Raw genomic sequence first — 24249 nt, 5'->3', positions numbered from 1 at the left:
AGCATCACCCGTCGCTCGGCGCGGCGCGGAACCAGGCCCTCAGCACCCGATCGGTTGCAGACGCACGCGAAACCGACTCTACGAGGGAGGAGATTGTCCGGTCCTCGGCGCGTCTGCTCTGCGCCATCCGTCTCGCAAGACCCGCATGCCGCTGCGTCGAATGCCATCGGCTGTCAGGATGGCGTCCGCTGCGCCGGCAGCCAGGAACGCGTATTCTCCGGTGCGCCAGCCTGGCTCCTGTCGCGGATGACGAGCCGTTATCGTCTCGATGTCGCCGGGCGTGTTCGGATGCAGTGAGACGAAGGTCAGACCTGGCCCGGACGGTACGAGCACCGGTCGATAGGATGCCGCGTCGGGCATTGCGCCGGGCGTCATGGTGAAGCGTTCGAACACCGGCATGCGCGCCTCCTCCATCAGCGTGAGCGCCTGCTCGTAGGGTCGAGGTTCGACTTCACCCAGGCGGAGGACCGAAAGGTAGGAATGAATTTCGCGGGGCAGCAAAAGCGGCAGACGAAACTCAAGTGCCAGCCGCAGCGTCGCGGGCAGTACTTCCGGCACCAGAGCGGCACCCATATGCGTGTCGAGGTGTGTCACGTCGATGCCAGCCGCCAGGGCCCGCTCGATCTGCGCGCGCATCTCGATCTCAGCCGCCTCGGGCACCATAGCGCGTCGCAGCGCGATGACATCGCGTGGGAAATACCCATCCGCGTCGAGCAGGCCGCTCGCCGTATTTCGGGTGGAGATCGGTCCCCAGCGATAGCCGTACCACTCGCTGGTCAGCGTGAGGTGCACGCCCAGATCGAGCATCGGATCGGCTGCGGCCTCGGTGGCGATCTCCGGGAACCAGGGGCAGGGCACCATGACGCTGCCGCTGTCGAGACGACCGGCACGGGACAGATCGACGAAAGCGCGATTGGCACCGTGGCACATGCCGACATCGTCGGCGTGGAGGATCACGGTCTTCATGTCGGACCGAACAGAAAGTGGATCAGCAGGCCGATCTGCGCCAGCATCATGGATCGTCCATGTTCGACGATACAGCCACGTTCCCGCGCCGCGACCAGGAGCGGCGTGTCAGCCCGGTTGACGATGTCGTATACGGTGCCGCGATCGGGGATCAGCGCGGCAGGAAGTGGCAGACGGTCATCCTGACCCATGCCAATCGGCGAGCAGTTCACCAGCACCTCCGACTCGCCGAGCGCCGCCGCGACAGGCAAGCACGGGAACTCGACCGCGACCGCCTGGACCAATGCAGCAGCGCGAGCCGCATCGGGGTCGGCGATGGCGAGCGACGCGGGGCCCATCTCGGCGATTGCCATCGCAACCGCACGGCCAGCGCCCCCTGCGCCCAGCATCTGAACGTGACGGCCCGCGAGTACCATGCCAGCATCGCGCAGCGCGACCAGGAACCCGAAGCCGTCGAGATTCGTCGACTCCCATCCCTGGGATGCCGGACGCAGCAGGTTCGCAGCCCCGCTGCGGCGGGCCGCAACATCGGGACTGGATGCCGCGAAGGCGGCCTGCTTGTGCGGGATGGTGGCGACGATGCCGGCCAGGTTGCGCATCTGCCGTGCACCCCGGAGGAATTCCGCGAAGGCGCCGCCCGGGACGTGCAGTGGGAGATAGACCGCATCGATGCCAGCAACTTCAAGGGCCGCGGCATATTCGGCGTAGCCCTTGGTGTGACTGATTGGGTCGCCGGCCAGGACGATCAGACGCGTCGCCGCGCCGATCATGAGGCGGTTCCTGGCAGGCGCAGCGGATGTTCCAGCCTGCGGTTCTGCGCGCGGAACCAGAGGCGCACCGTCAGGCGCTCCGACCGCCCGCCTGCTCCTTCGGCCTGCAACTGGACGGCGTGACTGCCATTGCCGTCGAAGCGGAACCGCCCGTCGGGCCCGGTTATGGTGCGCTGTCTCTCGTTGTTTGTGATGAATGACCGTTCGTACAGCAAGACATTCGCCCCCTGCACTGGCGCGCCGCTACTGTCGATGACCTGGCCCTCGACAACGCCGCCGGCATTGGCTGCGACATAAAGGTTCCATAGCGCGACCGTCACCAGCAGGCCGCCGGGTACGAGAACCCAGCGCGATCGGAGCCATCTCATCCCTTGGTCGCTCCACTGGTCAAACCGCGGATGAATGCCGATTGCGCCATCAGGAAGACCAGGATGCCCGGAGCCAGAACCAGGCAGACAAAGGCATACAAAGCGCCCGTAGTGTCCTCCATGTAAGACAGGAACCGCGCGAGGCCGAGCGGCAAGGTCTGCATCTGGGCGTCGCGCGTGACGATCAGCGGCCACATGAAGCTGTTCCACGACCAGATGAAGGCGAGAATCACATTGGTGGCGATCGCCGCCTTGGACAGCGGCAGCAGGATGCGCAAGATGATGCGCCACTCCGGCAGCCCGTCGATCCGCGCTGCGTCGATCAGGCTGCGTGGCACCGCCTCAAACGCGGATTTGTAGATGAAGATACAGATGATGGTGGACAGCAGCGGCAGCGCCAGGCCGAGATAGGTGTTGAGCAGGCCGATCCGCGCTGTGATGAGATAAGCTGGGATGATCGTCGCCTGAAACGGGATGAGTGTACAGGACAGCAGCGCCACGATCACCAGCCGCCGCGCGCGGAACTGCTTGGTCAGCGCGTAGGCGGCCAAGGCGTTCAGCACCACGTTGCCGGCCACCACCATGGCCGACACGATGATGCTGTTCAGCAAGTAGCGCGGGAAAGGGATCAGGTACCAGACATCGACGAAATTGAACAAATGCGGTTCCTGCGGCAACAGACGCGGCGGGTAGGCGTAGATGTTCTCATTGGTGATGGCGGTCTTGATCACCCAGTAGAAGGGCATCAGCATCACCGCCGAGACCAGCAGCAGGGCCGCGTGGCGCAGCCAGGGGACGCGGCGACGCATCAGTCGCGGTCCACCGCGCCGGCATTTCCGCCCGCAGCACGATTCGCCAGCACGGTCAGCAGCATCAGCAGGGCGAACTGCACCACGGTGATGGCGGCGGCGTAGTCGAACTTCGTCTGCCCGAAGCCCATGCGGTAGATGTAGGTGATCAGCAGCTCCGTCGCGCTGCCGGGCCCGCCGCCGGTCATGACATAGACCAGATCGAAGGCTGTCATGGAATTCAGCAGCCCGATTACGGCGCACAGGAAAAGCGCCGGACGCAGCATCGGCAGGGTGATCCGCGTGAACCTTGCCCAGGCCGGTACGCCGTCTACCCGCGCCGCCTCATACAGATGCGGCGGGATCTGCTGCAGGCCGGCCAACAGCACGATCATGTAGAAGCCGAGGATCTGCCATATGTCGGTGACAATGACCGCCGGCAGCGCCATGTCGAAGGATTGCAGGAAGCCGAGCGGGCGGTCGATGACGCCGGCCGAGCGCAGCGCCCAGTTGATGAAGCCGCCGCGCTCATCATACATCCAGCGCCAGACGATGCCGACCGCCACCGTCATCAGCGGATAGGACAGGAAGACGATCGTCCGGTAGACGCTCGCCCCTTTGAGATCGCTGTTGACCAGCAACGCGATGCCGAGTGCGAGTCCGATCGCCAGTGGCGCGGCCCCGATCCAGATCAGCGTGTTCAGCAACGCTTGCCAGAACACGTCGTCGTAGAACAGCATCTCCTCATAATGCTCGAGCCCCACCCAGCGGGAGGCACGCATCGGCGACCAGGACTGGAAAGACAGAACGACGTTCCAGCCCAGCGGCAGGATGCGATACAGGAAGAAGATCGCCAGGGACGGCAGCAGGAAGCAGACGATCAGCATCGCCTGCCGTGTCCGCCGCCTGCCCCACCAATCCTTCACGACGTCAGGCGCGGCCAAGTTCGCGCGCCACGCGCCGTTCCGCATCCGCCAGCGCCTGGCGCGCCGGCTTGCGGCCAAGCAGCGCGCTTTGCAGTTCCGCCCAGAAGGCGTCCTTCACCCGCGCGTCGTTCGCCAGTGGCCATTTGCCGACCATCTTGTCGGTATGTTCGAGCTGCGTGGCCAGCACCGCGTAGACCTGCGGGTCCTCGGTACGCAGGGATGCCAGCAGCGCTTGGTCCACTGCCGTATTGCCGGTCAGGATGCGGCGTTGCGTGGCGAACTGACTGGCCTGCTCATTGGCCGTGATGTGCTTGAGGAAGGCCCAGGCCAGCTCCGGGTTGCGCGACCCCTTCGAGATGCCGAGGCCATGGCTGTTCGGCGTCGAATAGCCGCCCGGCATCTGCGCCACGCCGAGGCTGTCCGGGTTGATCCAGCTGCCCTGGCCCTTGATGAAGAAATACGCCGGGGAATGCGCATGCAGCATGCCGACATTGCCGGCCGCGAAGGCGCCGTTCGGTTCCACCCAGCGTCCGGTCCAGGAAATCTTGTTGATGGCGCCGGTGTCGGAGGCGCGTGCCAGCTTCTCCACCACCTCGATGGCCTTGGGTGTGTTGAAGGCGGGGCGGCGGAGGTCCGGCGTCAGCAGCTCGATGCCGTTCATGGCGAATAGCGGCCAGTAGAGCCAGTCGAAGTTCAACGTCAGGAAGCCGCTGGATTCGCCCTGGCCCATCTTGCCTGCGAATTCCAGGATCTGGTCGAAGCTTTGTGGCGGGCCGGACAGGCCGGCCCGCTGGAGCATCGGCTTGTTGAAGAACAGCAGCGTCTTGGTGATGTAGAAGGGCAGCATGAAGTTGCGCCCTTCATAGGTCCAGTTTGCCAGGTACTCCGCATTGAAGCGGCCGCGCATCGATTCATCCTGGGCGATCAGCGGGGTCATGTCGAGCAGCGCGCCACCGGCGGCATACTCCAGCCAGAGCGCTCCTTGGGTGTTGATGATGTCGGGCGGTGTGCCCGCGGCGAGTTGGGTCTGGTAGAAGGGCGGCAATTCAGGCCCCTTCTTGTCGAGCCATTCGACCTCTGCACCCGAATTGGCGCGTTCGAAGCTCGCGATCCAGCCACGGATCAGCGGTTCCTGGTCAATGATGTTCCAGGTCAGGAAGCTGATCCGGCGCCGCGCCTGGGCGACCGATGGGGCTGCCAGCGCCAGGCCGGCGGCGGCTTGCAGGATGATGCGCCTGTTGAGCATTGCATGTTCCCTCCCGTATCGCGGCGAAGCCTAGTCCGATGGATCGGCCTCGGTCCAAAAAATCTCACGCCCGTTCTCGCGCGCTGATCGTTCGGCGAGCAGGCAGCAGGCGATGGCAGCGCGGGCTTGCTCCGCCGGCACCAGCGCGCGGCCGTCGCGGAAGCCGCGAATGGCCTGCTCGGCCTGGGTCTCAAGCTCGAAGATCTCGCCCGAACGCTCGAAGGTGATGCTTTCGGCAACCTGCCCGGGTGCGGCGCGGCCGCGCATGAGATGCAGGCTGGCCGACGCTTCCCCACTACGATCCATCGCGGCCGACCACAGTGCACGGATGGCACCGCCTGTGCCCATGGCGTGCAGCGCGACATGATGTTCGAAGCCGCCGACCACGGTGTTCAGCGTGGCGAATGCGCCGCCATCGAAGTGCAGCATGACAGACAGGGCGTTCGGCATGGCGGGATCACCCTCCGCCACCGCGCGCAGCGTTCGCGGCGGGCCGAGTTCCTTGCCGTACCACAGCAGCAGGTCGAACAGATGCACAGGCTCCTCAAGGATCCATGACCCCACCGCGGTGGGATCATAGCGCCAGGCGGATGAACCTTGTCGGTAGGGAAATCGGAACAGCGAGAAGGCGGCGTGGCGCAAGGTGCCGATGGCGCCCTGCGCTATCAGATCGCGCACAGGTGCCCATTGCCGGCTGACGCGCAATTCGTGGCCAATGGTCAGCACCCGACCAGCGCTGCGAGCGGCGGCGATGAGCCGGTCGCAATCCGCCAGAGTCAACGCCATCGGCTTTTCCTGCAGAACATGCTTGCCGGCGGCGAGAGCGGTGAGGGCGACCTCCGCATGCAGCGCGTTCGGAACGGCTATGACGATTGCTTCGAGCGATGGGTCGGCGACGACGTCGCGCCAATTGCGATGGACAGCGATGCCGGGCCAATCGATGGCCGCCGCCGCGGCGTTCGCATCCCCCCGTGCCGCGATTGCGACCAGAGCGGCGGATGGCGCAACTGCCAGTGCCCGCGCATGATGGCGGCCCCAGGCGCCGTAGCCTATCAAGCCCACACGCATTGGCGCGGTCATGCGAGCACCGGCATGGGGGATTGCGTGACGTCACGCGTGATAACCAGCGCGGCATCGGGATGGCGCTGCGCATAGGAAGCCGGTACCGCCGGCGTGACCGGTCCATGCAGCAACTTGCGTACGATACCGCATTGCCAGGGCCGATTGAGGAACAGTCGCAGGCGATGCGCGCCGAGGATCTCGCGCATGCCGACTGTCACCGCGCTTTCAGGTATGAGGTCGATGGCGCCGCGCGCCACCGTGACGGCGTTGATCGTTCGGGTTTCCCGCGACAGCAGCACGATGCGGGTCGGCTGGTCGGCGAAGGCGTCCACATCCAACACTTCGCCGGGCTCCGGGGGTTCGTTGAAAGCGACATGGCCGGCGATGCCGACCCCACCGAAGGATACATCCACGCCTCCGCACGCTGTGATCATTGCCGCAATCTCCTGCGGCCGGTTCGGATGCGGGAAGATCACGCGCGGCGCCAATACCGGGTCGATCGCGTCGAGCAGGTGACGGCGCATATGGCCGCGGAACGATCGGGGATCCTCCGCGGCAATCCAGTCGCCGCCTGGCGCCAGGTATTCGTCCATACCGATCAGTGTCAGGTTGGAAAGCGGCAGGCGCTCCGCATTGCAGCGCGCAGCCAGCAGATCGTATTGCCCGACCGGGCCAACCGGCACGATGAACAGAACCTGGTCGCGCCCGGCCGCGCGTGCCTCCCGGTATTCGGACAGCAGCATGTCGGCAAAGACCTGCGTCAGTGAAGCCGCGTCAGCGACAACCGTGACGGCAACGCCGGTGCCGTGGCCCAATGTTTCCGGCTGGATGAGAAGTGGGTCGCCATTCAAAGCCGTTGCCCTCCCTCGCGCGCGAAGAGATGCAGGTCGGAAGGGTCAACGGCGAGGCGCACATGCTCGCCCGCCATGCGCACGCTGCGCGGCGGCACCCGTGCATGGACCTCATGTCCGCCGATATCGAGCGTCACGAGGGTTTCTGCCCCCAAGGGTTCCACCACCATGGCGCGGCCCGCCAGTTCGGCGCCGGTGGACGCTACATCCGGCATCAGCCAGGCCAGTCGTTCGGGCCGCAGGCCGAGCGTAGCCTCCGCGACGCCAGTAGGATGGTGGGAAAGCGGCAAGCGCGTGTCATCGGGCAGCACCACGCCGCCATCCGCGATGCGCACCGGCAGCAGGTTCATCGCCGGCGCTCCCATGAAGCCGGCGACAAAGGCGCTGGCGGGACGATCATAGATTTCCTCGGGGGTACCCAACTGCTCGATACGGCCGCTGCGCAGCACGACGATCCGATCGGCGAGCGTCATCGCCTCCACCTGGTCATGGGTGACATAGATGGTCGTGGCGCGCAGCCTGTCGCGGAGCTTCTTGATCTCGGTGCGCATCTGCACGCGGAGCTTGGCGTCGAGGTTCGACAGCGGCTCGTCGAAAAGGAAGACCTTGGGATCGCGCACGATGGCGCGACCCATCGCGACGCGCTGGCGCTGACCGCCGGAGAGTTCGCGTGGACGCCGCTGCAACAGATGCGCGATGTCGAGAACAGCCGCGGCTTCGGCGACGCGCCGGAGCACCTCCGGCTTCTTCACCCCGCGATACGCCAGCGAAAAGCCCATGTTCTCGGCAACGCTCATATGCGGATAGAGCGCGTAGTCCTGGAACACCATGGCAATGTCGCGATCCTTTGGGTCGCGCTCGTTCACAATGGCGCCGTCGATCAGGATGTCACCACCTGTCGCGTCTTCCAGTCCCGCGACCATCCGCAGGATGGTGCTCTTGCCGCAGCCTGATGGCCCGACCAGGACGATGAACTCGCCCTCGGCGATGGCCAGGTCTACGCCATGGACGACCTCCACTGTTCCGAAGGCCTTGCGGAGCCTGCGCAACGTGACCGTTGCCACACGTCCCTCCCTTGCATCCACGTGGGATGCTTATGGTCTGCGTTGAATCTTGGGAGGAATCACCGCCATGGGCAAGGGTGCGCCTGAGGGCAAGGTCGCCCCTGCGACCGGAGCGGGTCGTGGCATCGGCGCCGGACGTCGAGGCAGCGGCCGCTGCAATCCGCGCCGGCGGGCGCGTGGTCATGGTTGGATCGGACACGGGGCATGGCAGCCTGCACGGAGATGCCGGGTATTCCTGCTCGAAGGCGGCGGCGTGGAAGGTGGTACGCAACCTTGCCGATGAACTTCGCGCAGACGGCATCGCGGTGTACGAACTCGTGCCCGGCCCGGTGCAGACCGCGACGGCGCAGGTGCCGCAACGCGCGGGGGCGGTCGTGATCAGCCCTATCGAATGGCTCAAGCAGGCGGAGCATGTTGTGCCGCTGGCTCTATTTCTGGCCACCCATCCGGCGCCGGGACCAACCGGTCAAAGCTTCGGCCTCATGCGCCGCACATTCTCACGCTGGTTGCTTGACGCGCCCGGAACGCCGCCCATAGCCTTCCCGCCGGACAAGGACGGCGCCCAGGCGGCGACCGCCGTGGGAGGACGCCATGACGCTTGCGCGCATTGCTCGTCGCCGCCTGCTTGCCGGGGGCGGCGCCCTTGTGGCCGGGGCCGTCGCCGCCCCACCGGTCCTTGGTCAGGCGAGGCCCTTCGCCGGCCAGACGCTGAACGGCGCAGCGTTCCAGAGCACGTTCTTCGAGTATCTGAAGGGCTACTTCCCGGAATTCGAGGAACGCAGCGGTGCCCGCGTCAATTTCAACACCCAGGCCTTCCCCGTCTACAACCAGCGCACCGATCTCGAACTGTCGACGCGTGGGTCATCGCTTGATGTCTGCAACGTCACCTTCATCTACTCCGGTCGATGGATGGGGGCCGGCTGGCTGACCAACTTGAGCGACTTCGTCAATGACAGCAACAATACCGCGCCTGACTGGGACGCGGCGGACTTCGTCTCCGGTGCGCAGTCGCCGGTGACCAACTCCCAGGGCCAGGTGTTCGGCTTCGCCTGGGAGGCCGGTGCCTCACTGCTCTCGGCGAGCCGGCACGATCTGCTGCTGCGCGCCGGACTTGGCATGCCGACAACTTTTGACGAGATGACTGCCGCCTGCGAGGCGGTGCATGGCCGCGGTGGCGTGTCGGGCTACGTCAATGATCGGCTGCATCATTGGAACTGGGTGCCCTATCTGATGGGCATGGGCGGACGCATCTTCCGCGATCCGCCGGCCAATCTGACGCCGACACTGGCAACACCCGAGGCAATCCGCGCGGCACAATGGTATGCTGAATTGATGTCGAAGTACGGCGCGCCGGGCATGCTGTCCTTCACCGACGATCAGGCGATGCGGGCACAGATGGCCGGGCGCGCCATGTTCCGCAGCAATGCCATCACCTGGATGGTGCCGCTCGCCAAGCATGCGGAGAGCACGGTGCGTGATACCATGCGCATCTCCCTGATGCCGGCGGGTCCCGCGGGGAACTTCCCAGGCTCCAACAGCCACTGCCTTGGCATTCCCGCCGGTTCGCGCCGCAAGGAGCTTGCCTGGGCCTTCATCCAATGGGCGCTCTCGAAGGACATGCTGAACCGCATCGTCCAGCAATACGGCTATCCCAGCGTCTGTCGGCGCAGCGTCATCACCGGGGAGGCATTCCGTCAGGCCTTGACGCTGAACGGACAGGATGTGGCCTCACTCTATCTGCAGGTGCTCGAGTTGGGCGGGCGCAGTGGCTACATGAAGTACCGCACGGTTCCGGTCTTCCCGCAGGTGGGCGACACCATCAATCGAGGCATCGACCGGATCGCCACGCGCCAGCAGAGCGCGGAGGCGTCGATGCGGCAGACGCAGCAGGATGCGATCCAGGTACTGCAACGCGCTGGCGCGCAGGTGGATCCGGGCTGAACGCGTGTCGATCGCGCTCACCGGTGATGCGGCGGCGCGCAACGGGCCGCGCGCGCGGGAAGGGCTGGAACGCGGCAAGTCGCGGTTCTTCCGGCTGTGCCTCGTGCCTTCGCTTACGGTACTCGCCGTCATCACCCTCGCGCCGGCCATCTTCCTTTTGGTGAGCAGCCTGACGCCACTTGACCTCACGCGGCCAGAGACGGTCGGCGATTTCTCCCGCCCATTCGAGAACTACCGGCAGATGCTGATGGACGGACGGTTGATGAACTCCGTCTGGGTGCAGGCGAAGCTCTCGTTCTGGACCGTACTGCTGCAACTGCTGATCGGCTTCGGCCTGGCGTTGCTGCTGAACAGCCGCACCCGCTTCCTCGAGGCGCTACGCACCGTCTTTCTGATACCGATGGTGTTGCCCCCGATCGTGGTCGCGATCATCTGGAAGGTCATCTATACGCCTGACATCAGCCCGGCGCATTGGGGGTTGTCCATGTTCGGCATCACGCTCCCCGCGCTTATCACCGATCCGGATTGGGCGCTGACGGCGATCATCGTTGCCGACACCTGGCAGTGGTTTCCCTTCACGATGCTGATGACGCTCGCTGCGCTGCAGATGATGCCGCAGGAGTTGATCGACGCAGCAAAGGTGGACGGCGCCACGCCGTGGCAGATGACGTGGCATGTCACGCTGCCATTCCTGCGTGGCGTGCTGCTGGTCGCCTGCCTGTTCCGGCTGATCGACAGCATCAAGGCTTTTCCGCTCATCTTCATACTCACCGATGGTGGCCCCGGCAGCGTCACCGAGGTGACGAACTACTATTCATTCCAACAGGCATTCAATTTCTCGCTGCTCGGCTATTCCAGCGCAATCACCACCGTGATGCTGGCAGCCAGCATCGGCTTGAGCTGGATGATCATTCGCCTGATTGGCTGGGGGCATCGTGAGTAGGCCGCTGGTGCGCGAGAGGCGCATCCTGAGTATTGTCGCCGTGGTGCTGGCGGGGATGGCGCTGGCGCCGTTCCTGTGGCTGCTGCAGATGTCGTTCAAGACCAATGCGCAGATCTTTACCTTTCCACCGCCGCTGATCTTCGCACCGACCTTCGAGAACTACGCATCCCTGTGGAAAACGGGGTTTCGGCAATCCTACGTCAACAGCCTGGTGGTGAGTGCGGCGGCGACAGTGCTGCCGATGCTGATCGGCGTACCCGCGGCCTACGCGCTGTCGCGCTGGCAGGCTCGGGCGGTGAGCACGGTCAGCCTGTGGATCCTGGCGTCTCGTATGGCGCCGCCTATTGCGTTCACCATCCCTTACTTCCTTGCCTACCGGCATCTGGAGTTGATCGATACCTGGAGCGGCCTGGTGTTGATTTATCTGACGTTCAACCTGTCGCTGGCGATCTGGATGATGCGGCCTTTCTTCGACCAGCTGCCCCGCTCGCTGGAGGAAGCCGCGTGGATCGATGGCGCGACCATGGGGCAGGCGTTCCTGCGCATCGTTCTGCCGCTGTCGGCCCCCGGCCTCGCGGCCACGGCGATCCTGTGCTTCCTGTTTGCATGGAACGACTTCTTCTTCGCCCTGATCCTGACGCGGACCGAGGCAATGACCGCGCCCGTCGCGGTGGTGAACTTCATGAACTACGAAGGGTGGGAATGGGGCCGCATCGCCGCCGGCGGCACCATGGTCATGCTGCCCGTGCTGGTCTTCTCGCTGCTGGTCCGGAAATATCTGGTGCATGGTCTGACGGGCGGCGCGGTGAAAGGATGATGATGGACCCCCTGCAAAAACGGCGTCTGGGCCGCACGGCGACGGAGGTGACGGCGCTCGGCTTCGGCGGGGCGCCCATCGGCGGCTTCCGGGCCAGCATCGCCGAGGAGGAGGCGCAGGCGCTGCTCGACGCGGCATGGGATGGTGGCGTGCGCTTCTTCGACACCTCGCCTTTCTATGGCTATGGCCGCAGCGAATTGCGAGTCGGGCACGCGTTGCGGCAGCGACCCCGCCAGGACTACGTCCTGTCGACCAAGATCGGTCGCGTGATGCATGCGCAGCGGCCCGGCGAGGAAAGGCCCGGCGGCATGCGAGACAATGGCTTGCCAGGCTTCCTGCCGGTCTTCGACTATTCCTATGATGGTGTGATGCGGTCACTGGAGCAGTCGTGCCTGCGTCTTGGCATCTCGCGCATTGATGTGCTCCTGATCCACGACATCGATTTCTGGAGTATCGGGGATCGTGCAGTGTTGGAGGATCGCTTCCGTACTGCGATGGAAGGTGGCTACCGTGCCCTGCACGAACTGCGTGCGGCCGGCGTGATAGGGGCCATCGGTTGCGGGTTGAACGAGGCCGACATGTGCCTGCGCTTCGCCAGAGCGGGCGATTTCGACTGCATGCTGCTGGCCGGTCGCTACACGCTGCTGGAACAGGGCGCGCTGTCGGAGTTCATGCCATACTGCGCAACCCGCGGCATGAGTGTGATCATCGGTGGCCCCTACAATTCGGGTATCCTCGCTGGCCATGTGAAGGACGGTGCGTCCTACGACTATGCCGCCGCGCCGCCGGGGGTGGTGGCGAAGGCGCGGAGCATCGAAGCCGTCTGCCGGCGGCACGACGTTCCGCTGCCCGTTGCCGCGCTGCAGTTTCCGTTGGCACATCCGGTCGTGTGCTCGGTTATCCCGGGCGCATTGTCGCGCGGCGAGGTGGCTCAGAACATCGCGCATCTTCGGCATACGGTCCCCGCGGCACTTTGGTCGGATCTAAAGTCGGAAGGGTTGCTCGAGCACGCCGCGCCGGTCCCGGACTAGCCATCATGCCGATCCGTGGCCCTGGGGTGATGCTGAGCCAGTTCATGGGTGGCACACCACCCTTTGACAGCCTGGAGGGCGTTGTCGGCTGGCTTGCCGGCTTTGGCTACAGTGGCGTGCAGATCCCGGTTCATGATCCGCGCCTGATCGATCTGGCGCGTGCCGCGGTCGAGGATGGCTACTGCCGCGATTACCGCGCGCGGTTGACGACGCTCGGCGTCGAACCCAGCGAGCTTGCCGCTCACCGTGCCGGCCAGCTCATGGCGGTGAACCCGGCCTTCGCCGAGATAAACGATGTCTTTGCCGCCCCGGAGGTTCGCGGAAATCCCGCCGCTCGCTCTGCCTGGGCGGAGCGGCAGCTTCATTTGGCGATCGAGGCGACGGCGCGATTGGGGCTGTCGCGGCTGGGTGTATTCTCCGGTGCCTTTGTCTGGCCTTATATCTACCCATGGCCACCGGCGCCGCCCGGCCTCTTCGAGGCGGCCTTCGGCGAACTTGCACGGCGGTGGCATCCGATCCTTGATCACGCCGAGCATGCGGGCGTGGATGTCTGCTTCGAGCTGCATCCCGGTGAAGACCTGCATGACGGTGCCACCTTCGAGCGTTTTTTGGATCTGGTCGATGGGCATCGTCGGGCGCGCATCCTCTACGACCCGAGCCACATGCTGCTGCAACACATGGACTATCTCGGCTTCATCGCCCGCTATGGCGACCGCATCGGTGCCTTCCATGTCAAGGATGCGGAATTCATCCGAAGCGATCGCAGCGGCGTCTATGGCGGCTTCCAGGATTGGCGTGACAGGCCTGCGCGATTCCGATCCCCTGGCGACGGTCAGGTCGACTTCAAGGGCGTTTTCTCGCGCCTTGCCCACGCCGGGTACGACGGCTGGGCCACGCTGGAATGGGAGTGCTGCTACAAGCGCAAGGAGGACGGTGCTGCGGAGGGGGCGCCATTCATTGCGAGGCACATGATCCACGTGACCGAGATCCCCTTCGATGCGGCGCTTCGGAATCCAATGGATACCGTGACGGCGCGACGCATACTGGGATTCTGATCGTGACGGCATTCGAGGCGTTCAGGCGGCCTTTGCGTCTTGGCTTCATCGGTGGCGCGGCACCATCGATGATCGGCCAGGTCCATCGCCGTGCGGCGACAATGGATCGCTGCTTCGAGGTCGTGGCCGGCGCCCTGTCGCGTGATGCCGAACGCGGCCGCGATGCGGCGGCGGAATACGGCATCGACCGCACGCGCGCCTACGCCACGCCGCAGGAGATGTTCACGCGGGAATCAACTAGGCCCGATGGCATTGAGGCTGTCGCTATCGTCACGCCGAACGATCTTCATCACGTCCAGGCCCTGGCGGCCATCGCATCCGGTCTCGATGTGATGGTGGACAAGCCGATGGCGAACAGCGTCGTCGAGGCGGAAAGCGTCCTGCGCGCCGCTGCCGCGGCAGGTGTCACCGTCTGTGTCGCGCATGCCTATGCTGGTTATCCAATGCTGCGGGAGGCTCGTTCGCTCGTTCATTCGGGCCGCATCGGTGCGCTGCGCATGCTGCAGGTCGAGTATTTCGGAGCGGGACTTGCGCTGCCGGTTGAGCAGGCACCTGACGCGGCGCGGCGGTGGCGGCTCGATCCCGCGCGCAGCGGGCCGTCGCTGGTGCTTGGGGATATTGGTACTCATGCACACCACCTGGCCTGCTATGTCACAGGTGAATCAATCGCTACGATCAGTGCCGAGGTGGGTACCTTGATGCCGGGGCGGCGCGTGCAGGATTACGCGCAGGCGCGCTTCCACCTGGCCGGCGGCGCACGCGGGTCGATGGTCCTGTGCCAAGGCGCGGCGGGCGCAGAGAACCACATCCTGTTGCGCGTCTTCGGCGCCGAAGGCCACATCGAATGGCGGCACGTGTCCCACAACGAACTACGCCTTGCGCCGGTCCATGGATTTCCAATGACGTTGACGCGAGGCCACGTTGCGCTCTCCGCGGCGGCAACACGGGCCACACGCCTTCGGCGTACGGGACATCCGGAAGGGCTGCATGAGGCGTTTGCCAACCTCTATTGCGACTTTGCCGAACGGGCCGCCGCGCGACGACTTGGCCTTGATGCGGATCCGCTGAGCGAGGGCATGCCGGATGCGCGCGCAGGTCTGGAGGGCTTGCGCTTTGTCGAGGCGGCAATTCTTTCGGCCGGACGTGGCGGCGATTGGACGGATGTATAGTGCGACCCCCGGTCGCGTCCGCTGCGCAATGAGCCGCGATCGACGAGGACGCGCTTGGCGCCCCATGCAAGCTGGCTGATCGAGGAAGGGCGGCGCGGAGGGCCCGCTCGGCTTCGGCGCCACACATGTCGTTCTATGTATTGGGCGGATGGATCATCCGGTGCCGGCCGAGACATGCTCGAGCCTTCGTTTCTGCCGCGATGCATCAGGCCGGTTGGTTCTAGACGCCTTCCATCGCTCAACGCTCGCCGAGGGCCGCAAGGACTACCGGTAGTCGAGGTCGAAGTCGAACCTTTGCCATTTGGCGCTTCTCAGCTGAACAGCGTGCCGCGCGCCACGTTCGCGACTTATCCTTCAGTCACGCATCGAGCATCTCGCGCAATGCCCGCGTCGCCGTTGCATAGCCACGCGCACCCAACCCGGCAATCACGGCGGTGGCGGCGGTCGAGACGAGTGATTGATGGTAGATCGCCTCTCGACGGTGAATGTTAGAGATGTGGAGTTCGATGATCGGTGCCTTGACCATCTTGAGCGCGTCAAGCACCGGTATCGAGCGGAATGTCAGCCCGGCCGGATTGATGATGATGCCCGCGGCTTCGGTGTCGATCGCCTCATGGATCCAGTCCACGAGTTGGCCTTCGTGGTTGGTCTGGCGGAAGACGATCTGATCATCACCGGCTTCTGCCCGGCACATTGCCTCGACCTCGGCCAATGTTGTGCGGCCGTAGATCTCGGGTTCGCGCTTGCCGAGCCGGTTCAGGTTCGGACCGTTGAGGATGTGGATGCTGCGGGGCACTGCGGACTTCCTCATGCTTCGGTTCAGCCCTGGTATCCCATCTGCCGCGGCAGCCAGAGCACCAGTTCCGGTACATAGGTGATCAGCATCAACGCGGCGATCATGGCGATGATGAAAGGGATGCAATCGCGTACCACCGCCGAGAGCGGCGTGTCGGAGATCTTTGCAACGATGAACAGCAGCAGTCCGTAGGGTGGCGTGATCAGTCCGATCATGATGTTCACCACCACGACGACGCCGAAATGCACCATGTCGATGCCGAGCGCTTGTGCCGTCGGCACCAACACTGGCACCACCACCAGAAGGATGGTGCTGCCTTCCAGCAGGCATCCGAGCACCAACAGGATCAGATTGACGACGAGCAGGAATTCCCCACGCGACATCTCCCAGCCCGCGAGGATGCCTCGTACGGTGTTCGGCACGTTCTCGCTGGTGATGACGTAATTGAAGGCCAGCGCGCCAGCGATCAGCATGCCGATGGCGGCTGTCGACCGCGCGCTCTCCACTACTGCCGCATAGGTCTGCCGCAACGTCAGGCTTCGGTAGAACACCGCTGCGATCAGCCAGGCATAGAAGGCGGCGACGGCGGCGGCCTCGGTCGGCGTCATCACACCGCCATAGATGCCGCCCAGCAGGATTACCGGCATCAGCAGGGCCGGCACTGCTTCCAGCGTCAGGCGAGGGAATTCGCGCAGCGGTACGCGTTCCGAGATCGGGAAGTCGTGGCGATGCGCCATCCAGGAGTTGATGCCCATCTGCACCAACGCCATCAGGATGCCAGGGACCACGCCGCCGAGGAACAGGAAGCCGATCGAGGCATCGGCGACCAGCGCGTAGAGAACCATCGGGATCGACGGCGGGATGATCGGCCCGATCACCGCGGTGACCGCCGTCAGCGCGGCGGCATAGCTGGCCGGATAGGCGCCGTTCTTCGTCATCATGTCGATCTGCACCTTGCCGCTGCCCGCGGCATCGGCGATGGCAGATCCGGACATGCCGGCGAAGATCACGCTCTGCACGACATTGACGTGACCCAAGCCGCCACGGAAGCGGCCGACGAGAAGGTTGCAGAAGCGCAGAAGCCGGTCCGTCAGGCTGCCGGCATTCATCAGCCCGGCGGAGAAGATGAACAGCGGTACCGCCAGCAGCACGTAGCTGCCGTTCAGCCCGTTCAGCACCTGCTCTGCCGCCGTCGACATGTCCTGCCCGGACAGGCCGAGATAGATGATGCTGGCCATGATCATGGTCAGCCCGATCGGCAAGCCCATCAGCGACAGGCCCAGCAGCGCGATCATCGCCAAGGTGAAGGGGTCGTGCAGGTTCACGTGGCGCCCCTCGCGATGCCGCGCCCCGTTACGGCGCGCCAGGCGATGACGGCGTGACGGATGATCATGGCGACGGCGAAGATCAGATAGACGGAGTAGAGCAGGTCGAAGCGGATGCCGAGATAAGCGCTGCGCTCCACCTTCATGAAGGTCACGTAGTCCACCATCGCCGGCAGCGACCAGGTGAAGACCACCACGACCGCGATGCCGGTGATCGCGTCGCACACGCGTTTTACGCCTCCGGGCATGGAGCCGTACAGGACATCGAAGCGGATTTCCTCATCATCGCGCAGCACCAGCCCCGCACCCCAAAGGATGCCCCACACCCAGGCCAGCGTGGAGAACTCCGCCGTCCAGCTCAGCGGCGCGTTCAGCACATAACGCGTGACGATCTGCAGCATGAAGGCGATGAACATCGCCACCAGCATCGCGGAGAGCACTTCCTCGGCGCGCCGCCTGGCCCAGCCGAACAGGCGACACGCCGTGGACATGCGGGTCAGCGCACCGCGGCGATACGGTCGAGGATACCGGGCGGCCAGCCCTGCGACTGTGTCGACGCCAGGTAGCGGCGCTGCGCCTCGGCGCGGAACGCCGCGACGTCCGGTTCATAGACCTCGAGGCCCTGGGAACGGAAAAAGGTCACCATCTCCTGTTCCTGCGCGAGATGGCGCTGGGTGCTCATGTCGATTGCCTTGTTCACCGCCGTCTGGATGGCTTCGCGCTGCGCCGGCGTCAAAGCATCCCAGAAGCGCGCGGAGACCGAAAGCAGGTCATAGGCGACCAGATGGCTGGTCAGCACGAACTGTGTCGTCACCTCGTAGAAGCGCATGGTGCGGCTGGCCGGCAGCGGGTTGTCCTGTCCATCGACAGTGCCGGATTGCAGCGCGGTGTAGAGCTCGGCGAAGGCCACCGGCGTCGGGTTGGCGCCCAGCGCCTCGCCGAGGAACTGCCAGGTCTCGCCCGGCGGCATGCGCAACTTCAGCCCTGCCATGTCGGCCGGCGTCGTGATGCGCTTGCGCGGCCGAAGGTTCACGTGGCGCGTACCGAAATACAGCGGACCCAGCACATGGACGTTCAACTGGTCCCGCGCCATGCGGTTGAACTCGGCGCCGATCTCGCCGTTGAAGACCTTGCGCATGTGGTCGGCGTCACGGAACAGGTAGGCCGAGGCCATCACGGACCAGGCCGGGATCTGCCGCGACAGGTCCTGTGGCGCGAGGTTCGCCATCTCGACATTGCCGCGCTGGATCGCAACCAACTCCGTGCCCTGGCGGAACAGCGTGGCATTCAGGTGAAGTTCAACATCGAATTCCGGCGCCAAATCCTGCTGGAAGCCGCGCATCGCATCCGCGCGTATGTCCTGGTCGGAGAACACGGCGGTAAAGCGGAGGCGGCGACGGGCCTGCGCATGAGAGGAATGGTTGGGCACTGCCAGGGCAGCGGCCGCAACCGTCATCACGGAGCGACGTCCGATGTGCATTTGCATGGGCGCTATCCCTTCCCTGGACATTCTCTTGGCCGCGCCGAGGCGGCTGCGTGCGACGCTAGGGGCGAGCGTCGAGCCGATCAATAGAGATTCGCCGCAATATCGGAGGATTGTGAGAATACCGGATATTGCCTGCTGCCCGCCTCGTCGCCGATACTTGAGCGGAGAGATCTGGTCCAAGGGAGGCGCCGCCATGACCCGGGCGGATGGCGAAAGGCCTGGCGCGGAGGAGACGGCGGGCGAGGCGGCCTATCGTCGCATCCGCGCCGATGTCATCCTCGGGCGGCTCGCACCCGGCCGGAAGCTTGGCCTGGATGGGCTGCGGGAGATCTATGGCGTCGGCGTGGGCACGCTGCGAGAGGCCCTGAACCGGCTCGCGGCGGAAATGCTGGTGATTGCCGAGGGGCAGCGCGGTTTCGCCGTCGCGCCCGCCTCGGCCGATGACTTCCGTGAGATTGCCGAACTGCGCCTGCTGCTGGAATGCCAGGCGATCACGGACTCATTTGCGGCCGGCGACCTCGACTGGGAGGGTCAGGTCGTGGCGGCGCATCACAAGCTCGCCGTGCTCGAGCGCCGGTTGCTGGCCGGCGAGACAGCCGATTCCACGTTGTGGAAGCATTATGATCGGGAATTCCACCATGCGCTGATCGCAGCGTGCGGGTCGGCCGCATTGCTGGAGACATATACCGCAGCCTATGACCGTTTCCTGCGCTACCAGATGGTCGCGGTGGTGTTCCGCGGCGCCATCGCGGCCGAACAGCACGCCGCGCTGCTCGACTGCGCGCTGTCGCGCGACGTGGCCCGGGCGCGCACCATCCTGCAGGCCCATGTACAAGGCTGCGTTGATCATGTTGTCCATGGCGGCGCGCTGACGCCGTTCGCGGCCCGAAGAAGCACGTCGCGCGGTCCCGCGCAGCCTTCCGGGTCACGCGCGGTGACATCCGGCCGATGATCGCCAGTCCCTTGCCGGTCGTGCTGGAGCCCGGCGAGGCTGCCAGCGAGCGTGCCTGGCGCCTGATCCGCGCCGACATCCTGCGCGGTACCCTGGCTCCCGGCCGCAAGCTCAGGCTCGAGGGTCTGCGCGACAGCTACGGCGTCGCCGTCGGCACGCTGCGGGAGAGCCTGAGCCGTCTGGTCGCCGAGCGGCTGGTGGTTGCGGAGGGCCAGCGTGGTTTCGAGGTTTCGTCCTTCTCGGCCCAGGAACTGCGTGACCTGGCCCAGCTGCGGCTTCTGTTGGAAGGCCACGCGCTGGAGCACGCTTTCCGTGCCGGCGATGTGGAATGGGAAGGGCGCGTCGTTGCCGCGCATCACAAGCTCTCGCAGATGCAGCGTAGGTTGCGCAGGGCGGACGCCGGCGCTCTCGATCCCTGGCGCCGTGCCGATTCCGAGTTTCATCGCACGCTGATCTCGGCATGCGGTTCGCGCACCTTGATGGCAACGCATGCGACGATCTTCGATCGCTATCTGCGGTATCAGAACCTTGCCCTTGGCTTTCGCGGCGAGATCGCGATCGAGGAGCACCAGGCGCTGATGGATAGTGCCGTCCGCCGCGACGCGGCGCGGGCCCGTGAAATCCTCGCCGCGCATATCCTGGGGGGCGTCGACCATGCGCTCGCCAGCGGTGCCATTTGACCAGCGCCGCAGGGCGGGATCACAGGGCCCGCCACCCATGGCAGAATGCGCCGTGACCGACGAGAGAGCCTGGTTCCATCATGGCGGACAGCAAGACAAGGACAGAAGGCGCGCCCGCCCCGCGGCAGCGTCGCGCGCCCGAGGAAACACGCCGCGAAGTGCTCGACGCCGCGATCGCCGAGTTCAGTGAGAAGGGCTTCTCCGGGGGGCGCGTGGACGACATCGCCGCGCGCATGCGCACGACCAAGCGGATGATCTACTACTATTTCGGCGGCAAGGAGCAGCTCTATGCCGCGGTCCTGGAACACATGTATGGCCGGATGCGGGACGCCGAGCAGGCCCTGCACGTCGATACCTTGCCAGCCGCCGAGGCCCTGCGGTGCCTGGTAGAAGTCACCTTCGACCACCATGCGCAGCATCCCGAATTCGTTCGCGTGGTGAGCGTCGAGAATATTCACGAGGCGCGGGTCGTCGCCGCATCGCCCACTATCCCCGAGCGCAATGCGGCGATCATCGACACCCTGCGCGGGCTGATCGCGCGCGGCGAGGCGGAAGGCGCTTTCAGGCCGGGGCTTGATGCTCTCGACCTGCACATGTTGATCAGCTCATTCTGCTTCTATCGCGTTTCCAATCGACACACGCTGCAGGCCATCTACGGGCGTGACATGTCCGCGCCTCCTGTCGTCGCCGCGCATCGGCGCATGATCGTGGACGCCGTGCTGCGCTACGCTCAAGCCTGACAGTCAGGCACAGCCTGACGACATCTCGAGGAAGTGCCCAAGCATCCGCCCGGCATCCGGGTCGCAGCCGGTGAACAGACGGAATGCGCCGACAGCCTGGAACACCGCCATGCCGCCGCCATCGAGCGTCCGGCAACCAAGGTCGCGTGCGGCACGAAGGAGCGACGTCTCCAAAGGAAAGTAGACGATCTCGGCGACCCAGAGCTCCGGTCGCAGCAGCGCAACCGGCAAGGGGGTGCCGGGGAACTTCTCCATGCCGACAGGCGTGCAGTTCACCAGACCGTCCGACGCGGCGACGGCCGCGGGCAGGTCCGAACAGGCAATCGCGCGACCGGAGCCGAAGCGTTCGTTCAGGGCCTTGGCCACGGCGTCGGCGCGCTGCATGTCGGTATCCGCGATCGCCAGATGCCCCACGCCTTCCGATAGCAGCGCGTGGGCCACGGCCGTCCCCGCCCCGCCGGCACCGAGCTGCACGACCCGTGCGCGCGGCGCGTCGGGCAGGCCGCGGTGGAATGCCTCGGCAAAGCCCGAGCAATCGGTGTTGTGGCCGACGCGCCGCCCGCCCCGGAGCACCACCGTGTTCACGGCGCCCAATGCGCGCGCATCGTCGGACAGGTCGTGTAGCAGCGGGATCACCGTCTGCTTGCAGGGGTAGGTGATGTTCAGGCCGGCGAAACCCATGCGTTCGGCCGCGGTCAGCAGTTCCTCAAGTGCCTCGGGTCCAAGGCCCAGAACGTCGAGGTCGATGAGCCGGTAGATCAGGCGCAGCCCTTGCTGCGCTCCCTCGCGTTCATGCATCGCCGGGGTGCGGGACGCCTGGATGCCGCGACCAATCAGGCCGGCGAGAACGGCGGGTCTTTGGTCCCAGGTGTTCATGGCTTTCCTTCTTGGATCAGGTCACGATCGGATGGAAGCGCCGGTGCGCCGAGGTCGGAAGGACATGGCTGAAGGCGAACGGCGTCGCGCGGGCGTTTGATCCGCAACAGTACCGCTTGACCCGTGTTTGTACTAATTGGTACATAAAGGTCAACGCCGAACGGTTCCGCTCGGGCCGCGACCCGTGCCCCGGCCTGCTGGCGCGCCGAAATCACCGCGGAGGACATCGCGTGCCGTTGGACCAGACCTGGCATCAACGCACGGTCCATGGCTGGCATCGTCAAGCTGCGGCCGACAATTGCCGTTCGACACCACATCACACCCGCTGCGGGAACCGGTCACCGAACATCGTTGTCCATGCGATTCAGCACGCGGCCCGGATGCCGATGCGCGGCGAGCAGGGCGACCGCGCCGCCAGTATCTTGGACCGCACACCGTGGGGCGACACTGAGACCATCATCCTCGACACCTGACGGAGGGGCCCGTGCCAGGGACGAAGCGCATGCCAAAATCCATTGCGACCGTCTGCCTTTCCGGCTCGCTGCCCGACAAGCTTGAGGCCGCCGCCGCGGCGGGCTTCGATGGCGTCGAGATCTTCGAGAATGATCTGCTGACATTCGACGGGGCGCCTGGCGACATCAGGCGGATGTGCGAGGATCTTGGGCTGGCGATCACCCTGTTCCAGCCTTTCCGAGACTTCGAAGGCATGCCGGAGCCCCAGCGGGTCCGCAACCTGGATCGCGCCGAGCGCAAGTTCGACACCATGCAGGCACTCGGCACCGACCTGGTGTTGGTCTGTTCCAATGTGCAGGCTGCGGCGCTTGGCGAGCCTGCGCGCGCGGCCGCCGACCTGCGGGAGATGGCCGAACGGGCAGCGAGGCGGGATCTGCGGGTCTGCTACGAAGCCCTGGCCTGGGGGAAGCACGTCAGTCGTTGGCGCCAGGCCTGGGAGATCGTCCGGCAGGCGGATCACCCCGCCCTTGGCCTCTGCCTCGACAGCTTTCACAGCCTGGCGCTTGGTGACGACCTGTCGGGCATTGCCCAGGCCGTGCCCCCCGACAAGATCTTCTTTCTCCAGCTCGCCGATGCCCCGCGGCTGTCGATGGACGTGTTGTCCTGGAGCCGGCACCATCGGCTGTTTCCGGGGCAGGGTGAATTGCCCGTCACCGCCTTCCTTCGCGACCTGCTGGCGTCAGGGTGGAATGGTACGCTCTCACTTGAGATATTCAACGACGAGTTCCGTTCGGCGCCTTCCCGGCGCATCGCGCGTGACGGCCTGCGCAGCCTGGATTGGCTGGAAGAGCAAGTCGGTCGTGTGTTGCTGCCGGCGGCGCCGCAACTCTCCGGCATCGAGTTTCTCGAATTCGCCGTCGACCGGCCGACCCGGGCGAACCTCGGGCAATTCCTCGCCGGCCTCGGATTCCACCACGCGGGCACGCATCGCAGCAAGGATGTCGAGCTCTGGCGCAACGGCGGCGCGCACATTGTCCTGAATGCAGAGCCGGACAGCGCCGCTGCCGAGCGTTTCGAGCAACTTGGGCCGTCAGTCTGTGCGACCGCCTTACGCGTGGATGATCCAATGCGGGTCGTGGCGCGCGCGGAGGCGCTGCAATACCCGGTGTGGCGTGAGCGGACCGGTGAGGGGGAGCACCGGATTCCCGCGATCCGCGCCCCCGATGGCACGCTGGTCTATCTGGTAAGCGCGCCGGCATCGGGAGAAAGTCCCATCTGGGCTGATGATTTCCGGCTCGCCCCGGATGTGGTGGAGCCGGCGGCGTTGCTCGGCGTGGACCATGTCGCGCAGGCTGTCGCGCCGGGCATGATGGACAGCTTCGTGCTGTTCTATCGCGCACTGTTTGGCCTGCAGCCGGATGCGCCGTGGGAGATCCCGGATCCGTATGGTCTCGTCCGCTCGCGCGCCTTTGTCGCACCCAATGGCAGCGTGCGCTTGCCGCTGAATGTCTCGGAGAGCACGCGTACAGGCACGGGGCGCTTCGTCTCGGCCCTGGCGGGCGCGGGCGTGCACCATATTGCATTCGCCGCCACAGACGCGTTTGCCGCCCTGGATGACGCCGCCGGCCGGCATGCTCCGCTGCTCGACATCCCCGCGAACTACTACGAGGATCTTGGCGCCCGTTTCGGCCTCGACGATGCTGAACTTGAAGCGCTGAAGGCGCGACATGTGCTCTATGATCGCGACAACGATGGCGGCGTGTTTCGCCACGCCTACACGCGCCAATTCCAAGACCGTGCTTTCCTGGAAATCGTGGAGCGCAGTGGTGGCTACGTTGGCTTCGGTGCGGCGAACGCATCCGTTCGCATGGCGGCGCAGCGCCGGACGCCGATTCCATCCGCCGACGCGACGCGAGACATGGACTGACGTGTCGGGCCACGCCC

25 protein-coding genes and 1 pseudogene are annotated in these 24249 nt (G+C 65.4%); 12 read left to right on the top strand and 14 right to left on the bottom strand.

Annotation, left to right across the window (positions count from 1 at the left end; translation table 11 throughout):
• Positions 1 to 78: 78 nt before the first annotated feature.
• The 9 genes from AAFN86_RS26355 to AAFN86_RS26315 are packed head-to-tail and all read right to left on the bottom strand — an operon-like array spanning position 79 to position 8041.
• Complete coding sequence (locus AAFN86_RS26355; protein ID WP_347546596.1) at positions 79 to 966, bottom strand: polysaccharide deacetylase family protein; 888 nt, start codon at positions 964 to 966, stop codon at positions 79 to 81.
• A complete protein-coding gene (locus tag AAFN86_RS26350) occupies positions 963 to 1736 on the bottom strand; it encodes a hypothetical protein (RefSeq protein WP_347546595.1) in 774 nt (257 codons plus the stop codon). The genes AAFN86_RS26355 and AAFN86_RS26350 overlap by 4 nt, the downstream gene beginning before the upstream one ends.
• Entirely contained in the window at positions 1733 to 2104 is a 372-nt protein-coding gene (locus tag AAFN86_RS26345) for a carboxypeptidase-like regulatory domain-containing protein (RefSeq protein ID WP_347546594.1), read from the bottom strand. Before AAFN86_RS26345 ends, AAFN86_RS26350 begins: the two co-directional genes overlap by 4 nt.
• A complete protein-coding gene (locus tag AAFN86_RS26340) occupies positions 2101 to 2913 on the bottom strand; it encodes a carbohydrate ABC transporter permease (RefSeq protein ID WP_347546593.1) in 813 nt (270 codons plus the stop codon). The genes AAFN86_RS26345 and AAFN86_RS26340 overlap by 4 nt, the downstream gene beginning before the upstream one ends.
• On the bottom strand, positions 2913 to 3836 hold the full coding sequence (locus tag AAFN86_RS26335) for a sugar ABC transporter permease (RefSeq protein ID WP_347546592.1): 924 nt from the start codon (positions 3834 to 3836) through the stop codon (positions 2913 to 2915). The genes AAFN86_RS26340 and AAFN86_RS26335 overlap by 1 nt, the downstream gene beginning before the upstream one ends.
• Positions 3823 to 5064 (bottom strand): sugar ABC transporter substrate-binding protein, encoded by a 1242-nt coding sequence (locus tag AAFN86_RS26330; RefSeq protein ID WP_347546591.1) that lies wholly within the window; start codon positions 5062 to 5064, stop codon positions 3823 to 3825. Before AAFN86_RS26330 ends, AAFN86_RS26335 begins: the two co-directional genes overlap by 14 nt.
• Before the next feature lie 30 nt (positions 5065 to 5094).
• Positions 5095 to 6132, bottom strand: a complete 1038-nt coding sequence (locus AAFN86_RS26325) for a Gfo/Idh/MocA family oxidoreductase (protein WP_347546590.1) — start codon at positions 6130 to 6132, stop codon at positions 5095 to 5097.
• Between the two features lie 8 nt (positions 6133 to 6140).
• Positions 6141 to 6977 (bottom strand): hypothetical protein, encoded by an 837-nt coding sequence (locus AAFN86_RS26320; RefSeq protein ID WP_347546589.1) that lies wholly within the window; start codon positions 6975 to 6977, stop codon positions 6141 to 6143.
• Positions 6974 to 8041: a sn-glycerol-3-phosphate ABC transporter ATP-binding protein UgpC gene (locus AAFN86_RS26315; protein ID WP_347546588.1), complete on the bottom strand. Its 1068-nt coding sequence runs from the start codon at positions 8039 to 8041 to the stop codon at positions 6974 to 6976. Before AAFN86_RS26315 ends, AAFN86_RS26320 begins: the two co-directional genes overlap by 4 nt.
• Positions 8042 to 8067: 26 nt before the next feature.
• Here AAFN86_RS26315 and AAFN86_RS29660 point away from each other — a divergent pair.
• The 7 genes and pseudogenes from AAFN86_RS29660 to AAFN86_RS26285 form a co-directional block, all read left to right on the top strand.
• Positions 8068 to 8502: pseudogene (locus AAFN86_RS29660) on the top strand (SDR family NAD(P)-dependent oxidoreductase); the annotation flags it as partial.
• 130 nt (positions 8503 to 8632) lie between these two features.
• A complete protein-coding gene (locus AAFN86_RS26310) occupies positions 8633 to 9982 on the top strand; it encodes an extracellular solute-binding protein (protein WP_347546587.1) in 1350 nt (449 codons plus the stop codon).
• A 4-nt stretch (positions 9983 to 9986) separates the two neighbouring features.
• The gene (locus AAFN86_RS26305; protein ID WP_347546586.1) at positions 9987 to 10925 is read left to right on the top strand and encodes a sugar ABC transporter permease; all 939 of its coding nucleotides are present in this window, start codon (positions 9987 to 9989) and stop codon (positions 10923 to 10925) included.
• A complete protein-coding gene (locus AAFN86_RS26300; protein ID WP_347546585.1) occupies positions 10903 to 11742 on the top strand; it encodes a carbohydrate ABC transporter permease in 840 nt (279 codons plus the stop codon). Before AAFN86_RS26305 ends, AAFN86_RS26300 begins: the two co-directional genes overlap by 23 nt.
• Positions 11739 to 12773 carry an aldo/keto reductase gene (locus AAFN86_RS26295; protein ID WP_347546584.1) on the top strand — a complete coding sequence of 345 codons (1035 nt, stop codon included), beginning with the start codon at positions 11739 to 11741 and terminating at the stop codon, positions 12771 to 12773. The genes AAFN86_RS26300 and AAFN86_RS26295 overlap by 4 nt, the downstream gene beginning before the upstream one ends.
• 5 nt (positions 12774 to 12778) lie before the next feature.
• Positions 12779 to 13828 carry a sugar phosphate isomerase/epimerase family protein gene (locus AAFN86_RS26290; RefSeq protein WP_347546583.1) on the top strand — a complete coding sequence of 350 codons (1050 nt, stop codon included), beginning with the start codon at positions 12779 to 12781 and terminating at the stop codon, positions 13826 to 13828.
• A gap of 2 nt (positions 13829 to 13830) precedes the next feature.
• Positions 13831 to 14997: a Gfo/Idh/MocA family oxidoreductase gene (locus AAFN86_RS26285; protein WP_347546616.1), complete on the top strand. Its 1167-nt coding sequence runs from the start codon at positions 13831 to 13833 to the stop codon at positions 14995 to 14997.
• A gap of 358 nt (positions 14998 to 15355) precedes the next feature.
• Here AAFN86_RS26285 and AAFN86_RS26280 read toward each other — a convergent pair whose 3' ends face one another.
• Genes AAFN86_RS26280 through dctP form a run of 4 tightly spaced genes read right to left on the bottom strand, consistent with a single transcriptional unit; the run spans position 15356 to position 18604 of the window.
• Positions 15356 to 15793, bottom strand: a complete 438-nt coding sequence (locus AAFN86_RS26280) for a type II 3-dehydroquinate dehydratase (RefSeq protein ID WP_347546582.1) — start codon at positions 15791 to 15793, stop codon at positions 15356 to 15358.
• Positions 15794 to 15816: 23 nt separating this feature from the next.
• Positions 15817 to 17118 (bottom strand): TRAP transporter large permease, encoded by a 1302-nt coding sequence (locus tag AAFN86_RS26275; RefSeq protein WP_347546581.1) that lies wholly within the window; start codon positions 17116 to 17118, stop codon positions 15817 to 15819.
• Positions 17115 to 17609, bottom strand: coding sequence for a TRAP transporter small permease subunit (locus AAFN86_RS26270; protein ID WP_347546580.1), 495 nt, complete (start codon positions 17607 to 17609; stop codon positions 17115 to 17117). Before AAFN86_RS26270 ends, AAFN86_RS26275 begins: the two co-directional genes overlap by 4 nt.
• 5 nt (positions 17610 to 17614) lie before the next feature.
• Positions 17615 to 18604, bottom strand: a complete 990-nt coding sequence (dctP, locus tag AAFN86_RS26265) for a TRAP transporter substrate-binding protein DctP (protein WP_347546579.1) — start codon at positions 18602 to 18604, stop codon at positions 17615 to 17617.
• A 28-nt stretch (positions 18605 to 18632) separates the two neighbouring features.
• Between dctP and AAFN86_RS26260 the strand changes: the two genes are divergently transcribed.
• From AAFN86_RS26260 to AAFN86_RS26250, 3 genes are all read left to right on the top strand, one after another.
• Entirely contained in the window at positions 18633 to 19556 is a 924-nt protein-coding gene (locus AAFN86_RS26260) for a GntR family transcriptional regulator (RefSeq protein WP_347546578.1), read from the top strand.
• The gene (locus AAFN86_RS26255) at positions 19553 to 20236 is read left to right on the top strand and encodes an FCD domain-containing protein (RefSeq protein ID WP_347546577.1); all 684 of its coding nucleotides are present in this window, start codon (positions 19553 to 19555) and stop codon (positions 20234 to 20236) included. The genes AAFN86_RS26260 and AAFN86_RS26255 overlap by 4 nt, the downstream gene beginning before the upstream one ends.
• A gap of 80 nt (positions 20237 to 20316) precedes the next feature.
• Positions 20317 to 20976: a TetR/AcrR family transcriptional regulator gene (locus AAFN86_RS26250; RefSeq protein ID WP_347546576.1), complete on the top strand. Its 660-nt coding sequence runs from the start codon at positions 20317 to 20319 to the stop codon at positions 20974 to 20976.
• Positions 20977 to 20979: 3 nt separating this feature from the next.
• On the opposite strand, the gene AAFN86_RS26245 is transcribed toward AAFN86_RS26250, so the two are convergent.
• A complete protein-coding gene (locus AAFN86_RS26245; RefSeq protein WP_347546575.1) occupies positions 20980 to 21852 on the bottom strand; it encodes a shikimate dehydrogenase in 873 nt (290 codons plus the stop codon).
• Positions 21853 to 21863: 11 nt separating this feature from the next.
• Between AAFN86_RS26245 and AAFN86_RS26240 the strand changes: the two genes are divergently transcribed.
• Together AAFN86_RS26240 and AAFN86_RS26235 are read left to right on the top strand one after the other, a co-directional pair.
• The gene (locus tag AAFN86_RS26240) at positions 21864 to 22325 is read left to right on the top strand and encodes a hypothetical protein (protein WP_347546574.1); all 462 of its coding nucleotides are present in this window, start codon (positions 21864 to 21866) and stop codon (positions 22323 to 22325) included.
• A gap of 29 nt (positions 22326 to 22354) precedes the next feature.
• Positions 22355 to 24232, top strand: coding sequence for a TIM barrel protein (locus AAFN86_RS26235; protein WP_347546573.1), 1878 nt, complete (start codon positions 22355 to 22357; stop codon positions 24230 to 24232).
• Positions 24233 to 24249 lie beyond the last annotated feature (17 nt).

Source organism: Roseomonas sp. CAU 1739 (assembly GCF_039839775.1).
In the GTDB taxonomy this organism is placed as follows: Bacteria; Pseudomonadota; Alphaproteobacteria; order Acetobacterales; family Acetobacteraceae; genus Neoroseomonas.
This window is presented reverse-complemented; position numbering and strand designations above follow the sequence as displayed.